Origin of the sequence: Diaphorobacter sp. HDW4A (assembly GCF_011305995.1) — a bacterium.
Classification (GTDB): domain Bacteria; phylum Pseudomonadota; class Gammaproteobacteria; order Burkholderiales; family Burkholderiaceae_C; genus Diaphorobacter_A.
Genome location: NZ_CP049910.1, coordinates 1,550,348 through 1,565,672, shown reverse-complemented (window position 1 = coordinate 1,565,672; position 15,325 = coordinate 1,550,348). Strand labels below are relative to the sequence as shown.

Sequence of the window (15,325 nt, the reverse complement as noted above, 5' to 3'; positions counted from 1 at the left end):
ATTTGCCTACAGTGACAGGGCCGCGTCCAGAAGACCAATGGCAGGAGACCCGAGACATGCATAACCTACACAACATCCACGTCCCCACCCGCCGCAGCCTGCTGCGCGCCGCATCGGCCCTTGCGCTCGGTGCCAGCTGGACAGGCCTTTCATTCGCAGAGACCAAGCCCACCGACGCATGGCCCGACAAGCCCGTGCGCCTTGTGGTGGCGGGGCCCGCGGGCGGCTCGGCGGACGCGGTCGCACGTGCCCTGAGCGATCAGCTCAACCGGCTGTCCAAGCACCCCTTCATCGTCGACCCCAAGCCCGGCGCGGCCGGCGTCATCGCGGTCAATGATCTGCTGCAGGCACCGGTGGACCCATACACCCTGATGGTCGGCGTCAGCTCCCTCGTGAGCGAAATTCCGCATATCGTGAAGATGCGACAGGACACCCGCAAAGCCATCGTGCCCCTGGCCGATCTCGCGCGCGGCGGCATCGTGCTGGTGGCGGCGCCCGGCGTCGCGGCCAAGAATCTCGCGGAAGTCATTCAGCTGAGCAAGTCATCACCGGGAGGATTGAGCTATGCCTCCTACAGCCCCGGCACCATGTCGCACGTGGCCGGCCTGCTGCTCGCGCAGGCTACCGGCGCCAAGTTGGAACACGTGGCCTACAAGGGCTCCACGGCCGGCCTCAACGACGTCATGGGCGGCCACACCCCGCTGATGTTCGACGGCCTCGCCACCTCCCTGCCCTTCATCCGCTCGGGCAAGATCAAGGCCATCGCCATCACCTCGCCCCAGCGCTCGCCCCTGCTCCCCGACGTGCCCACGTTCCAGGAATCAGGTCTGCCACAACTCACCTACACCGGATGGATGGGCCTTTGGGCCAACAGCGCCCTGCCCGCCGACAAGCAACTGATGATCCAGCAGTTGGTGCAACAAGCCATGGATACGTCCGAGTTCAAGAACGTGCTGAGCCAGGCAGGCTTCGAACCCGGCAGCCGCCGCAGCACGCAAGCACTGCACACCGAACTACTCGCGGACTATGAGCGGGTGGGGAAGGTGTTGAAGGGGGCCGATATCAAGCTGTGATGGTGGGTTGGCTGGGGTGTTATTCAGACTGACGGAGGCGGGAAATCCGCCTCGAACGCCTGACAGGGAAGCCGAGTGCCGCACCAAGGACAGTAGTTCGCAAAGACGTATTCCCCGTTGATGCACCAGCACGGGTCCTCGTTGCGAAAGCGCTCGAATGAAAAGCGCACCCGCGCATCACGGCAAGTCACCGTATCGAACATGCTCTGGCAGCAGTATCGCGCGACGTGCTGGCGCTGCACGACACGCTCTGGAAACAGCTCATCCAGCAAGGCCCCCGCCCAAGCTTGGCACGGCACACACCCCTCGCAGTGAGACGCCGCCTCGTACATCGCTTGCTCGGGAAAACCAGAGCGCTCGACCTCGATGCACCCCGAAATCGCCAACTGAAGGAGCGCATCCCCGCGCAATCGGTCACGCATGCCTGCAAGGACATGTCTGGCTGCAATGCACGCGGGGTTGATGGTCATGTGGATGGATGGTATTTGATCACATGTGCTTCAATTCCAAAATTGATCCAAGGGTCAGCGGCGCAGGCCTCTGTCTGCCGCGCCATTGGAAGTAGCACCAACTGAACCAACCATGACGACCTCCAGTGCTCTGGTGTGGCTGCGGCGTGACTTGCGCTGTGATGACCATGCCGCTATCTACTACGCGTTGCGCCGCTTTGAAAAGGTGTACTGCGCCTTTGTTTTCGACACGGACATTCTGGACGCGCTACCCAACAAGCAGGATCGGCGAGTGGAGTTCATTCATGCGAGCGTCTTGCAGTTGCATGGGGCATTGAAGGCTCTCGCTGCTGGCTCTGGGGTGCCAGACGGAGGCTTGATTGTTCGCCATGGCCCTGCTGCAGAGTGCATTGTGCAGTTGGCACAGAGTCTGGGCGTGCAAGAGGTGTTGACCAATCGCGACTATGAGCCTGCGGCCATCACCAGAGACCAGCGCGTGGCGCGGGATTTGAATTCGCTGGGCATTGCTTTCAGCGACTACAAAGACCAAGTACTCCTGGATCGCGATGAAGTGCTGACTCAAACAGGCAAGCCCTACAGCGTGTTCACGCCCTACAAACGGGCGTGGTTGCAGGCGCTGAACGACTTTCAGCTCAAACCCTATCCGGTAGAGCGCTACGCCCACCATCTGGCAGCACTGCCTGCCAACGAGAGCATGGTCGCACTGGAACAGCTGGGCTTTGAACGCACCAACTTGCGGGAACTCTCCATGCCTGTCGGCACGCAAGGCGCAAAGCAACTGCTCAAAGACTTTTTGCCACGCATGCATGCCTACCAGGAGGCGCGTGACTACCCAGGACGCAAAGGTGTTTCCTACTTGTCGGTACACCTGCGGTTTGGCACGATGTCGATTCGCCAATTGGCTCGGCTAGCCCAGCAAAAAGCGTTGTATGGCGATGAAGGTGCACAGATCTGGTTGTCAGAGCTCGCTTGGCGAGACTTCTATTTCATGATCCTGTGGCACCACCCGCATGTGATCACGCAGTCGTTTCGCTCGGAATATGACGGTGTGCAATGGGACGATGCACCCGAACTCTGGCAGGCATGGTGCGAGGCCCGCACCGGCTATCCGCTGGTGGATGCCGCCATGCGCCAATTGCACCAGACGGGGTATATGCACAACCGTCTGCGCATGGTGGTGGCGAGCTTTCTGACCAAGGATCTCGGCATCGACTGGCGCCGCGGCGAGCGCCACTTTGCCGAGCACCTCAACGATTTCGACCTGTCCGCCAACAACGGTGGCTGGCAATGGGCCGCATCCACCGGCTGCGACGCCCAACCCTGGTTTCGCATCTTCAATCCCGTCACGCAATCACAGCGCTTCGACCCGGATGGCCGCTTCATCCGTCGCTATGTGCCAGAGCTGGCTCGGGTTCCAGACAAGCACATCCATTTTCCGGCGGGGATGAAACCGCTCAAATTGCATGCCTGTGCAGTGCAATTGGGACAGGACTATCCGCATCCAATAGTCGACCATGCCCGCGCGCGACAGCGCACATTGATGCGGTTTCACTTTCTCAAGCAAGACGCCACAGGGGGGGCGACGCAATTAGAGATTTGAGACGAGTCGGACGGTGCTTGTGCGGATCAGGATTTACAACGCTGCAGATCACCCGAGTCCACGCAAGCATGCGTCGATTTGATATGTACCGAAGGTACTCAGGTCACCGTCCCGCGCTGATGGAACTTCGGTTGATCCCAGCTCTTGCTCACCAGAATGTCCTTGAGCACAGCGACCGCATTCCACACGTCTTCAAAGCCGATGTACAGCGGCGTGAAGCCAAAGCGCATGATCTGTGGTTCACGGTAATCCGGGATCACGCCGCGTTCGATCAGCGCCTGCACCACGGCAAAGCCGTGCGGGTGCACAAAGCCCACCTGGCTGCCACGGTATTTGGTGTCCATCGGCGTATTCAGCGTGAGCGGGAAGCCTTCGCATTCCTGGTTCACCAGATCGATGAACAGCGTGGTCAGTTGGAGTGACTTGGTGCGCAGCTCTTCCATGTGGGTGTCTGCAAAGGTGTCGAGGCCGTTCTCGACCATGGCGAGCGACGTGATGGCCTGAGTACCGCACAGGTAGCGCTTGACGCCCTGATGCGGGTCGTAGTTCGACTCCATGGCGAATGGGCGGGCGTGGCCCCACCAGCCGGACAAAGGCTGCCAGAAGCTTTCCTGGTACTTGGGGTTGACCCAGAGAAACGCGGGCGAGCCGGGGCCGCCGTTCAGGAATTTGTAAGTGCAACCGACGGCATAATCGGCGTTCGCGCCGTTCAGATCGACGGGCACGGCACCTGCGGAGTGACACAGGTCCCAGATCGTCACAGCGCCCACCTTGTGCGCCTTGGCGGTGATGTCGGCCATGTCGTACATGTAGCCGGTCTGGTAGTTCACGTGGGTGAGCAGCACCACAGCGACGTCTTCGGTCAGCGCCGCTTCAAGGCCGGCAACGCCATCCACCAAGCGCAGTTCGTAGTCTGCACTGCCCAGCGAGCTGAGCATGTCCATCAGGCCCTGGGTGATGTACAGGTCGGTCGGAAAGTTGTTGCGCTCGGAGACGATCACGCGGCGCGCGGGCGCCTTTTCCTTCTGCTGGCGCAGCGCGGCGGCCATCACCTTGAACAGGTTGGTGGAGGTGGTATCAGTCACGATGACCTCGTTATCCTTGCCGCCCACCAGGCGCGCAAGCTGGTTGCCGAGCTTGCGTGGCATGTCGAACCAGCCAGCGGTGTTCCAGCTGCGAATCAGGCCCACGCCCCATTCCTGCGTGATGACTTCCTGTGCGCGCTTGAGCGATGCCTTGGGCATGGCGCCGAGCGAGTTGCCGTCGAGATAGATCACATCAGAGGGCAAATCGAATTGGTCGCGCAGCTTCGCCAACGGGTCGCTCGCGTCCATGGCGCGGCAGTCGGCGAGTGTGAGTTTTTGGGTTGTCATGAAAAGTCCTGTCGAGAGATGCGGCCCCCTCTGGATTGTCCGTTCTGGGCATCCGGGGGGCATGGAGAAAAATCGTTCGTGTTTTGTATGTCGCGTGGTCCGTCGCCTTCAACCTGCCGGACGTTCACGCATGGCTTCACGGCCCGGTGCGCTGCCGCTCTTGCGGCCACCGCGAAGGGATGGCAGGCCCAGCATAAACAGCACGAACAGACCGGTGGCGAGCTTCAGGTCGGGTGGCGGCATGTTGGCGGCCAGACACAGCGAGATCAGCTGATAATAGATCAGCGCACCGACGATGGGTGCGAGCAGTTGGCGGAACACCGTCTGGTTGCCGATGATGGCCTCTCCGATCATCAGCGCGGCCAGGCCGTTGATCAGCACGCCGAGGCCCATGTTGATGTCGCCAAAGCCTTGCGATTGCACCATCAGCGCGCCCGCCATGGCGGAGAATCCACCGGCGATGCCAATGCCCACGATGGTGGCGCTCCACACGTTGATGCCCTGTGCTTCCGACATGTCGGGGTTGGCACCCACCGCGCGCATGGCCGTGCCCTTTTCGGTCTTGAAGAAGTAGTTCATCACGAAGAAGGCAATCGCCAGCAGCACGCCGACGATGGCGATCTTGTTCCATGGCGAGCCCGCGTCGGCCACGGGAATCACGTCCAGAATGCTGTCGCTGCCGAACAGCGAGATGTTGGAGCGGCCCATGATGCGCAGGTTGATGCTGTAGAGCATCGTCGTCATCAAGATACCGGCGAGCAGCGTGTGGATGCGAAAACGCAGGTGGATGTATGCAGTGCAGCAGCCCGCGATGAAGCCCGCGAGAATCGCAACGGCCACGGCCAGCCAGGGATTCATTCCCGAAACGATGAGCACCGTGGCGACGCAGCCGCCGAGCGGGAATGCGCCTTCGGCCGTCATGTCGGGAAAGTTCAGCACGCGGAACGGCAGCATGATGCCGAGTACCACAAAGCCCATGATCAGGCTCTGCGCAATGGTGACGGGGATGAGTGCGTAGAACGTCGAGAAGGTGGTTTGAATGAATTCGGTCATGGTGATCAGCTCGCCAGCAACATGCGGTCGCTCTTGGTGGAGAAGTGGGAGATCAGGTCGGGCACGGTGAGGCCCTTCTTTTCATCGGGACCGATCTCCAGTTTCACGCGACCCGCGTCCACCATGAACACGCGGTGACCGAAGTCGATGGCGTGCTGCATGTTGTGGGTGACCATCAGCACGGTGAGCTTGAAGGCCTCCACCGCCTTGACGGTGGCGGCCATCACAAGGTCAGCGGTGCGCGGATCGAGCGCAGCGGTGTGCTCATCGAGCAGCAGCAGCTGCGGCGACGTACTCACCGCCATCACCAGCGAAAGCGACTGGCGCTGTCCGCCCGAGAGCAAGTCGACGCGCGCATCGAGCCGATCTTCGAGACCGAGGCCCAGTACCGACAGGCGCTCGCGATACAGCGTGCGGCGCGCCGCCGTGAGGCCGGGACGCAGCGTGCGCTTTTGCACGCGCAGTTCGGCCAGCAGCATGTTTTCGGCAATCGTCATGCTGGCCGCAGTGCCCTTCATCGGGTCCTGAAACACGCGGGTGATCCGCTCGGCGCGCTTGTGCACGGGCAGATCGGTGACATCCTCATGGCCGACCACCACCGAGCCCGAGTCGAGCGGCAGCGCGCCGCTGATGGCGTTGAGCATGGTGCTCTTGCCTGCACCGTTGGTGCCGATGATGATGCCGAACTCTCCCGTGCCCAGTTTGAGGTTCAGGTCGTTGAGCGCGATCTTCTCGTCGGGCTTGCCGCGATAGAACACCTTGCGTGCGTTTCTTACTTCCAGCATGACTGTCTTGTCTCCTCGGATTCCTGCCCGGACGAATGCACGCTCGCATTCGCCCGGCCCGGATCACATTGCCTTGAATGGGTTTTCGCTGGTATCAATCAATCCACAAAGCACTTGCAGTCCGCAATGGAGGCAGGTGCGGTCATCTTGAAGGCCTTGAGTGCGGAACGCGACACCACGGTTTCGTGGTCAGCCAGCGTGGGCTTCATCGGCGCGATGTTCTTGGGGTCTTCTCCGCGCAGAATGCGCGCGGCAATCTTGCCGGCGTTCTCGCCCACCTTCTCGTAGCGCACGGCAACAGCAGCCACCACCAACCCCTTGTGCACCGGCTCGGGATCAGCCCCCATCAATGGCACGCCGATCTGGCGCGCTGCGGCGGAAACAGCTGGCGTGGCCGGTTGCAACAGGTTGGACGTCGGGTTGTAGAGCACATCCACCTTGCCCTTGAGCGAGGTGATGCGTTGCTGGATATCGTTGGCGTTGTCCACGCCCACCGAGACGATCTTGTAGTTGCTGATCGCGCCCACTTCCTTGACCTTCTCCAGCAGCGCCACATCATTGGCTTCGCCGGGGTTGTAAGGCATGCCGAAGTTCTTGGAGGCGGGCACCAGCTTGTGCGCGAATTGCATCACAGCAGCCATGTCCTGCAGATCGGACGAGCCGGTGATGCCGACGTCACCCTTCTCCCACGACGGCGTGAGCTTGGCCGCGACCGGATCAGTCACCACGCTAAAGACGATCGGGATACCCGAGTTCTGCAACGTCTTCTTGGCTACCTGGGAGACGGGCGTGGTGATGGTCATCATCAGCTTGGGCTTGCCCGCCTGCAGCTTGGCGATCATCTGCGGCAGCAGCGTGGCGTCGAAGTTGGTATGACTCAGTTCGTAGACGACATCCTTGCCCTCTACAAAACCTTCCTTGGTGAGCTGCTTCTTGAATCCGGCCACCGATTCGTTGAGCTGCGGGTGGTCACCAAAATTGGCGATGGCGATCTTCATCGGCTCGGCCCAGACGTTGCCTCCGAATACGGTCAGCAAGGCACCGGCGATCAGCGCCTTGTTGAAGCTTGCGCGGGAAGTGAGAACCATGTTTTGTCTCCTGTTTTGCCCGGTATGCAGGTTGCCGGGATATAAGGGTTGGCGGTAAGTACGAGCAACGCAAAAATAATATATAGTTTGCGTGATCGAATATTAAATTACATACCAGATATAAATCTTGGTAGTTACCCTTGCGTGAAAGGCATGCCAGCGCGATGACCAAAGACGGAGACTCCAAGACCGACGCGGCCTACCAATTGCTGCGCCGCGAAATTTTGGCCGCACGATTGCCCGCTGATACCGCTCTTCGCCCCACGGCGCTCAAGGCCAGCTACGGCCTGAGCTGGACGCCGGTGCGCGAGGCACTGGCACGTCTTGAGGCGGAGCGGCTGGTGGTATACCGACGCAATCGCGGATTTGCCGTGGCGCCCGTGTCCAGCGCGGAACTGGATGATCTGCAACGGGCACGTCAGGCCATCGAGCTGCCGCTTCTGAAGGAGGCCATCGAGAACGGTGACGCGGAATGGGAGGCCACGCTGGTGGCCGCACACCATCGCCTGATCCGCTGCACTTTGCCGGTGGACGACCCTTCCGACGAAACGCTGAGTCAATGGGAAAACCTGCATGCCGCGTTTCATCAGACACTGCTGAGCGCCGCGGTCTCCAAATGGCTGCTGCGGTTTCAGGCACAGATACATGAACAGCTGCAGCGCCATCACCGGGTGCTTGCGATTCTTCCGGTGTTCAAGAACAAACAAGCGGATGCCCAGGAAGCGTTCGCCGCACTGCGCAACGCCATGAGTCCTGCACACCACACCGAGCTGCTCCACGCAGTGCTGGACCGCGATGTGGATCGCGCCCTCATTCTGATGGCCGAGCACGCGGGCACGACGATGGATGTGTTCGAGCGCACCAGTGCCGTTCAGGAACAATTGGCGCAGCGCAAGGCCCTGAAGAGCGATAAAGACGCAAAACCATTGAAAGCTGAGAAAGGTGCGCCAGCAGTCAGAAAGCCTGCCTCCCCGGCGACGAAAGGTGCATCGCCAACCACTCGCAAGCAAGCCAGCAAAAAGCGTGCAGCATGAGCCCAGAGACGGCAACTCCAGCGCCGCCGATCCGCTGACAGGACTTCCGAAACACACAAGAACAGCCCCTCAGGAGACAAGCTCGTGAAGCCACAACGCAACCAACCACGACGCCCCACGCTCGCAGAGATGACAGCGGCACGCGAGCGCATCAACCCGTACGTGCGGCGCACGCCCCTCATCGATCTGGGGCTGCCGCTCAAGGACCGGCGCATCTTCGTCAAGCTCGAGACCTTGCAGCCGATTGGAGCGTTCAAACTGCGCCCCGCTCTCTCCGCCTTGCTCGCTCGCGATCGCGACGCCCTCTCGCACGGCGTGGCGGTGTCGAGCTCGGGCAACATGGCCTACGGCACGGCCTGGGCCGCGCGGCAACTGGGCGTGTTGATGGCCGCGTACATGATGACCGATGCCCCCCTCACCAAGATCGAGGGCGTGCGCAAACTGGGCGGCGATGTACGATTCATCAGCGGTGAGACATGGTGGAACTACATCACCGAAGAAGATGCACCTGACGCGCCCGAACTGCTGATCAACCCCGTCACCGACAACGGCGTGCTCGCAGGCAATGGCTCCATCGGATTCGAGATTCTGGAAGACCTGCCGCGCCCCGACTGGGTGCTCGCGCCGATTGGCGGCGGCAGCCTGGTCACCGGCGTCGCATCAGCCATCCGCGCGCTTCAGCCGGGCGTGCGCGTGCTGGCCTGCGAGGGCGAACACGCGGCGCCCGCCACCGCTGCATTCGCCGCTGGCGAGGTGGTTCAGGTCGATGCGCAGAACTCGTTCATCAAGAGCATCGGTGGGCCCACGGTCGTGCCCGCGCTTTGGCCCATCGTGCGCGAGCTGATCGACGGCACCTGTGTCGTCACGCTCGCCCAAGTGGTCGAAGCCATGCAGCTGCTGTACGCCAAGGCCAAGGTCGTCGCCGAGGGCGCGGGGGCCGCGTCGCTCGCAGCCGCCATTCACGACCCGCGCGTCAAAGGCGATGTGGTGTGTGTGATATCGGGCGGCAACATCGACCCGGTGGACTACATCTCGGCGCTCAATGGCATCGTTCCAGTAGCGCGCTGATCAAAAGCGAGCGGTGCACGACTCCGTGCACCCTATCCGGCCTGACGTTCGAGCGGCGTTTTGAGGAATTGAGACTTGTGAAAGTGCTCGCCTTCGATCACCTGAGCGGGGCCACGGCAACGGGCTGCACCATTCGCTCCGACCGCAAGCACAGCGCCATCGTGCAAAGCTTCATTCAAGCGCGGCGTCAATCCTCTGTGCAGGAATGACAACACGGCGTATCTATATCTGCCATCTACATCAAAGCGACTCGAATTCAATATTCAACACAGTGTTCGCTGAATAAAGTCTGCTCCCAAAGAAACAGGCGCACCCCGCGCCGACAAACCCAGGGAGACAGACAATATGCGACAGATCGATCTGCAGCGCGCCTCGGACGAGGCGCCATTCACACGCTTTCACTGGATCGTCGCGATCTGGTGTGGGCTTGCCATCGTGTTCGATGGCTACGACCTCGCCGTCGTGGGGATCGCCCTTCCCTCGATCATGAAGGACATGGGAGTCGACGCTACACAGGCCGGCTTCATGGCGAGCTCGGCGCTTTTCGGCATGATGTTCGGGAACGTCCTGTTCGGCGGCCTCTCTGAGCGCTGCGGCCGCCGCCTGATGATCTGCCTGTGCATAGCGATATTCAGCCTGTTCACCGCACTCGCCGGGCTGATGCACGAGCCGATCTCGTTCAGCGTGATGCGTTTCATCGCGGGTCTGGGCATCGGTGGCGTGATGCCCAATGTGATCGCGCAAATGACCGACTACTCTCCGCTGCGCATGCGCAGCACGCTGATCACGCTCACCTTCAGCGGCTACTCCATCGGCGGCATGCTGGCCGCGCTGCTCGGCAAGGGCCTGATCGAGAGCTATGGCTGGCAGACCGTGTTTCTGGCGGCAGCTGCGCCGGTCGTACTGCTGCCGCTGATCTGGATGCAGATGCCCGAATCACTGGGCTACATGCTGCGCAAAGGCCAGACAGAAGCGCTCAAGCAAGTGCTCTCCCATCTGAGTCCCGGCTACGTGCCGCAGGCGGACGACCGGTTCGTGCTGTCCGGCACGGCCAGCCAAGCCAACGCAAACCATCAATCGGCTTTCAGCGAACTGTTCAGCGGCGGCCGTGCTTTCAGCACCCTGATGTTCTGGCTCACCTGCTTCATGGCGCTGTTCATGGTGTACGCGCTCAATTCGTGGCTCACCAAACTCATGGCTCAGGCGGGATACAGCCTCGGCTCGGCGCTGACCTTCGTGCTGGTGCTCAACGTCGGCGCAACCATCGGGGCCATCGGCGGCGGCTGGGTGGCGGATCGCCTGCACATCAAACTGGTCACCTTTCTGATGTTCGTAGCCGCCGCCTTGGCGATCACGCTCATGGGCCACAAGCTGCCCACCTCCGCACTGTTCGTGGTGGTGGCCGTCGCAGGCGCGTGCACCATCGGCACGCAAACCATGACCTGCGCATACTGCAGCCAGTTCTACCCCACATCCGCTCGCTCGACAGGAGTCGGCATGATGCTCGGCGTCGGCCGGGTTGGCGCAATTCTGGCGCCTATCGTGATCGGCATGATCGTCCACATGAACCTGCCGCTCGCGAGCAACTTCATGGCCATCGCCATACCTGCAGTCGTCGCGGCATGCACCGTGCTGCTGGTGCAGCATGGCCGTTCCGATCTGGTGCGCAGCCGCGCACTTGCCACTGCGGGTTGAGTCGTCTTATCTATTCTTGTCGGGAATACATGCGCAAACCGAATTCATTATTCAGTGCACCCGGCTCTGCCTAGACTGTCTGGCATCAGATCGCTTTCGTGGAGACAGAGAAAAATGACCCCGACCCCGCGCTTCGCCCTTCCGCCAAGCCTCACCTCGCTACGCAACTACGTGGATGGCGAGTTCGTCGAGACAGAGAAAACCTTTGACAACATCAGCCCACTGGACGGCACGCTGCTCGCCAAGGTGCATGAGGCCGATGCGGCGCTGGTGGACCGTGCGGTGAAAGCCGCACGCAAAGCGCTCACCGGTCCCTGGGGCCGCATGAGCGTGCAGGAGCGCGCGGCCATGCTGTACAAGGTGGCCGACGTGATTGAGCGCCGCTTCGATGAGTTCGTCGCCGCCGAGGTGGCCGACACCGGCCGCCCCATGGCGCAGGCACGCGCACTCGACATCTATCGCGGCATGGCCAATCTGCGCACGTTTGCCGATCTGGGCAAGGTGGCGAACGGCGAGTATTTCGAGACGCGTCTGGCCAATGGGCAGGACCTGATGAACTACACCGTGCGCAAGCCGCTCGGCGTGATTGCAAGTATCTGCCCGTGGAATCTACCGCTGCTGTCGATGACGTGGAAGGCCGGCCCGGCCCTCATCTGCGGCAACACCATGGTGGTCAAACCGTCAGAGGAAACTCCCTCGTCGGCCACGCTGCTGGCTGAGGCATTTGCGCAAGCAGGCGTACCGCCCGGCGTATTCAATCTGGTCCATGGCTTCGGCCCCGGCTCGGCCGGCGAGGCGATGACCAAGCACCCCGAAGTCGACGCCGTGACCTTCACCGGCGAGTCCCGCACCGGCGCGGCCATCATGAAGGCAGTGGCAGACGGGGTGAAGGACATCTCGTTCGAGCTCGGCGGCAAGAACGGCGCCATCGTGTTCGAGGACTGCGACTTCGACAAAGCCGTGGACGGCATCGTCAAATCGAGCTTCACCAACTCGGGCCAGGTCTGCCTGTGCTCAGAGCGGGTGTTCGTGCAGCGCTCTATCTTCGACAAATTTGTCGCCGCGCTCAAGAAAAAAACCGAGGCCCTCACCATCGGCTGGCCCGATGAGGAAGGCGTATTCATGGGCTCGCTGATCTCGCACGAGCACCGCGACAAGGTACTGTCATACTACCGCCTGGCGGTGGAAGAAGGCGCCACGGTGGTGACCGGCGGCGGCGTGCCGAAGTTTGGCGATGCGCGCGACAACGGCGCGTTCGTGCTGCCCACGATCTGGACCGGTCTGCCCGACACCGCACGCTGCATGCGCGAGGAAGTGTTCGGTCCGGTGTGCCACATCAGCCCGTTTGACACCGAAGAGGAAGTCATCGCCCGCGTGAACGACACCCCCTACGGTCTTGCAGGCTGCGTGTGGACCACCAATCTCTCGCGCTCACACCGTGTCTCGCGCCAGTTCCACGCGGGCATCGTGTGGATCAACACCTGGTTCTCGCGTGATCTGCGCACGCCGTTCGGCGGCTCCAAACTCTCGGGCATCGGCCGCGAAGGCGGTCGCCATTCACTGGACTTCTATTCCGAGACCACCAACATCTGCGTGGCGATCTGAAGATGCGCGAACTCATCACCTCCTCCAAGGGCCCGCAGCCGCGCTTTCTCTATACGCCCTGCGTAAAGAACGGCCCGCTCGGCGTGGTCTCAGGCATGGTTGCGCTGGACCCCGACAGCGGCAAGCTGATTGATGGCGACGTAGCCACGCAAACCCAGCGCATCTTCGACAACCTGCATCTCGCGCTGCCCGACTACGGCTTTGCGATGAGCGAGCTAATGCTCGCACGAATCTATACCACCTGCATGGACCAATTTCCGCGTGTCAATGAGGTCTGGGAACGCCAGTTCACGCAGATCGCTCCACCTGCGCGCACCTCGGTCGGCGTGAGCGCACTGCCGCTTGGTGCACTGGTCGAAATCGAATTCATGTTCCAACAAAGCTGAAACACCAGATGTCCATGAACGAAGCAATCCAATCCATGGCGGACCGCCTCTGGCATGCCGAGCAAAGCCATCAACCGATCGCGCCACTGCGTGACGAAATCGCTGTGCTGGGTGGCGACAGCCTCGCCATCGCCTATGAGGTACAGAAGGCCAACACCGCGCGCCGCCTGCAGCTCGGTCACCGTCTTGTCGGTCGCAAGATCGGTCTCACTTCGCTCGCCGTGCAAAAGCAGCTCGGGGTCGATTCGCCCGACTTCGGCGCGCTGTTTGCCGAGATGGCCGTGGGTGATGGCGAAGAGATCGCCTGGAACCGCCTGCAGCAACCCAAAGCCGAGGCGGAAATCTCGCTGGTGCTCGAGCGCGACCTCACGCACGAGCGCCACACCGTGGCCGACATCATGAGCGCTACGGCCTACGCCGTGGCCTCCATCGAGATCGTCGGCAGCCGCATCGCCAACTGGGACATTCGCCTGGCAGACACAGTGGCCGACAACGCCTCGTCATCCCTGTTCGTGATGGGAACGCGCCCAGTCCCACTGCGCCAAATCGACCTCACCGCCTGCGGCATGCGCATGGACTGCCGGGGCGAGCCAGTGTCGGTCGGCGTCGGTGCCGCATGCCTTGGCAATCCTCTGAACGCCGCCGTGTGGCTGGCCAACACCATGGTGCGCATGGGCACGCCGCTCAAGGCCGGCGACGTGGTGATGACCGGCGCGCTCGGACCTATGGTGGTTGCCAAACCGGGGGACGTGTTCACCGCACAAATCGAAGGGCTCGGCTCGGTGAGCGCCCTGTTCGGCAAACAGTCATGAGCACGGAGAAGCGGACAATGAATCAAACAACCATCGAGCAGGCAGCGCAGGTGCTGGATGACGCAGCGCACCATGCGGCCGAGGTAGATCAGTTCAAAGCAGGTCATTTCAATCTGGTCGAGGCCTACGAAATCCAACGCGCCTCCATCGCGCGGCGCATTGAGCGCGGCGAGAAGATGGTAGGGATCAAACTCGGCTTCACCAGCCGCGCCAAGATGATCCAGATGGGCGTGGACAGCCTCATCTGGGGCTTGCTCACCGATGCCATGCTGGAAGAAGAAGGTGCGGTCGTCGACCTCAAGCGCTACATCCATGCGCGCGTCGAGCCCGAGGTCTGCTTCATCACCAAGAAGAGCATTGATGGCCCACTCACCTCGCTCGAGGCTGTCGACTATCTCGAAGCCGTCGCTCCGGCGATGGAACTGATCGACTCGCGCTACCGCAACTTCAAGTTCACCCTCGAAGATGTGGTCGCCGACAACTGCTCTTCAGCTGGCTTGGTGGTGGGCCCCTGGTCGCGCAATTTCGACGCCCTCGCCAACGCGGGCGTGCGCATGCAGATCAACGGCCGCAATGCGCAAGTCGGCTCGACCGCCGCAATTCTGGGCCAACCGCTGCGCAGCATCGTGCAGGCTTCGCGGCTGCTGCATGGCGCTGAAATGAGCCTGCCCGCCGGCTCGCTGATCATGGCAGGAGCCGCCACTGCCGCCGAAGCGCTCGCCCCCGGCGTGACCGTCGAATGCCACATCGGCAGCGGCGCCACCTCGCTCGGCTCGGTGATGTTCCACACGGCGGCCTGACAGCGTCACGCAATTCAAGGAGACAAGCGATATGAGTGACAACGCGACCAAAGCCAGCGTCGTGCAAGGCAAGGCCACACCACGCGGCAAGTTCCCGCACATCAAGCGCGCGGGCGATTTCCTCTACATCTCGGGCACCAGCTCGCGCCGCAAGGACAACACGTTCGAGGGCGTGCAGGTCGATGCGATGGGCGTGACCAACCTCGACATCCGCGCCCAGACCCGCGCCGTGATAGAGAACATCCGCGACATTCTGCACAGCGAAGGCGCAAAGCTCACCGATCTGGTGGAATGCGGCGTGTTCCTCGTGAACATGAACGACTTCGGCGGCTACAACGAAGTCTGGGCCGAGTACTTCGACTACAACGGCCCGACCCGCACCACCGTGGCGGTGCACCAGCTGCCACACCCGCATCTTCTCATCGAGATCAAGGGCGTGGTCTACAAGCCGCGTGCCAACTGACAAGCCGCAACAGGAGACCG

General features: G+C 61.8%; 16 protein-coding genes. 11 read left to right on the top strand and 5 right to left on the bottom strand.

From position 1 onward, the window contains the following. The first annotated feature begins 56 nt into the window (after positions 1-56). On the top strand, positions 57-1,073 hold the full coding sequence (locus tag G7047_RS07005) for a tripartite tricarboxylate transporter substrate binding protein (protein ID WP_166302712.1): 1,017 nt from the start codon (positions 57-59) through the stop codon (positions 1,071-1,073). 23 nt (positions 1,074-1,096) lie between these two features. Here the strand turns inward: G7047_RS07005 and G7047_RS30925 are convergent, their stop codons facing one another. Then, positions 1,097-1,543 (bottom strand): hypothetical protein, encoded by a 447-nt coding sequence (locus G7047_RS30925; protein ID WP_205904734.1) that lies wholly within the window; start codon positions 1,541-1,543, stop codon positions 1,097-1,099. A 112-nt stretch (positions 1,544-1,655) separates the two neighbouring features. Between G7047_RS30925 and G7047_RS06995 the strand changes: the two genes are divergently transcribed. After that, complete coding sequence (locus G7047_RS06995; RefSeq protein ID WP_166302709.1) at positions 1,656-3,143, top strand: deoxyribodipyrimidine photo-lyase; 1,488 nt, start codon at positions 1,656-1,658, stop codon at positions 3,141-3,143. A 98-nt stretch (positions 3,144-3,241) separates the two neighbouring features. On the opposite strand, the gene kynU is transcribed toward G7047_RS06995, so the two are convergent. From kynU to G7047_RS06975, 4 genes are all read right to left on the bottom strand, one after another. Next, a complete protein-coding gene (kynU, locus tag G7047_RS06990) occupies positions 3,242-4,516 on the bottom strand; it encodes a kynureninase (protein WP_166302705.1) in 1,275 nt (424 codons plus the stop codon). Positions 4,517-4,624: 108 nt separating this feature from the next. Continuing rightward, positions 4,625-5,569 (bottom strand): ABC transporter permease, encoded by a 945-nt coding sequence (locus G7047_RS06985; protein ID WP_166302701.1) that lies wholly within the window; start codon positions 5,567-5,569, stop codon positions 4,625-4,627. A 5-nt stretch (positions 5,570-5,574) separates the two neighbouring features. After that, on the bottom strand, positions 5,575-6,354 hold the full coding sequence (locus G7047_RS06980; protein ID WP_166302697.1) for an ABC transporter ATP-binding protein: 780 nt from the start codon (positions 6,352-6,354) through the stop codon (positions 5,575-5,577). Positions 6,355-6,452: 98 nt separating this feature from the next. Further along, on the bottom strand, positions 6,453-7,442 hold the full coding sequence (locus G7047_RS06975) for an ABC transporter substrate-binding protein (RefSeq protein ID WP_166302694.1): 990 nt from the start codon (positions 7,440-7,442) through the stop codon (positions 6,453-6,455). A 164-nt stretch (positions 7,443-7,606) separates the two neighbouring features. Between G7047_RS06975 and G7047_RS06970 the strand changes: the two genes are divergently transcribed. From G7047_RS06970 to G7047_RS06935, 9 genes are all read left to right on the top strand, one after another. Then, complete coding sequence (locus G7047_RS06970; protein WP_166302691.1) at positions 7,607-8,476, top strand: GntR family transcriptional regulator; 870 nt, start codon at positions 7,607-7,609, stop codon at positions 8,474-8,476. A gap of 84 nt (positions 8,477-8,560) precedes the next feature. Then, positions 8,561-9,544 carry a pyridoxal-phosphate dependent enzyme gene (locus G7047_RS06965; protein ID WP_205904733.1) on the top strand — a complete coding sequence of 328 codons (984 nt, stop codon included), beginning with the start codon at positions 8,561-8,563 and terminating at the stop codon, positions 9,542-9,544. A gap of 77 nt (positions 9,545-9,621) precedes the next feature. Next, complete coding sequence (locus G7047_RS31330; RefSeq protein ID WP_256376825.1) at positions 9,622-9,753, top strand: hypothetical protein; 132 nt, start codon at positions 9,622-9,624, stop codon at positions 9,751-9,753. A 136-nt stretch (positions 9,754-9,889) separates the two neighbouring features. Further along, positions 9,890-11,239 (top strand): MFS transporter, encoded by a 1,350-nt coding sequence (locus tag G7047_RS06960; RefSeq protein WP_166302687.1) that lies wholly within the window; start codon positions 9,890-9,892, stop codon positions 11,237-11,239. A gap of 114 nt (positions 11,240-11,353) precedes the next feature. Beyond that, positions 11,354-12,844: a 2-hydroxymuconic semialdehyde dehydrogenase gene (locus tag G7047_RS06955; RefSeq protein ID WP_166302683.1), complete on the top strand. Its 1,491-nt coding sequence runs from the start codon at positions 11,354-11,356 to the stop codon at positions 12,842-12,844. Positions 12,845-12,846: 2 nt separating this feature from the next. After that, a complete protein-coding gene (locus G7047_RS06950) occupies positions 12,847-13,230 on the top strand; it encodes a RidA family protein (protein WP_166302680.1) in 384 nt (127 codons plus the stop codon). A gap of 8 nt (positions 13,231-13,238) precedes the next feature. Then, positions 13,239-14,042 (top strand): 2-keto-4-pentenoate hydratase, encoded by an 804-nt coding sequence (locus G7047_RS06945; RefSeq protein WP_205904732.1) that lies wholly within the window; start codon positions 13,239-13,241, stop codon positions 14,040-14,042. A 17-nt stretch (positions 14,043-14,059) separates the two neighbouring features. Beyond that, positions 14,060-14,842 carry a 2-keto-4-pentenoate hydratase gene (locus G7047_RS06940; RefSeq protein ID WP_166302674.1) on the top strand — a complete coding sequence of 261 codons (783 nt, stop codon included), beginning with the start codon at positions 14,060-14,062 and terminating at the stop codon, positions 14,840-14,842. Between the two features lie 31 nt (positions 14,843-14,873). Next, entirely contained in the window at positions 14,874-15,305 is a 432-nt protein-coding gene (locus G7047_RS06935) for a RidA family protein (RefSeq protein WP_166302671.1), read from the top strand. Positions 15,306-15,325 lie beyond the last annotated feature (20 nt).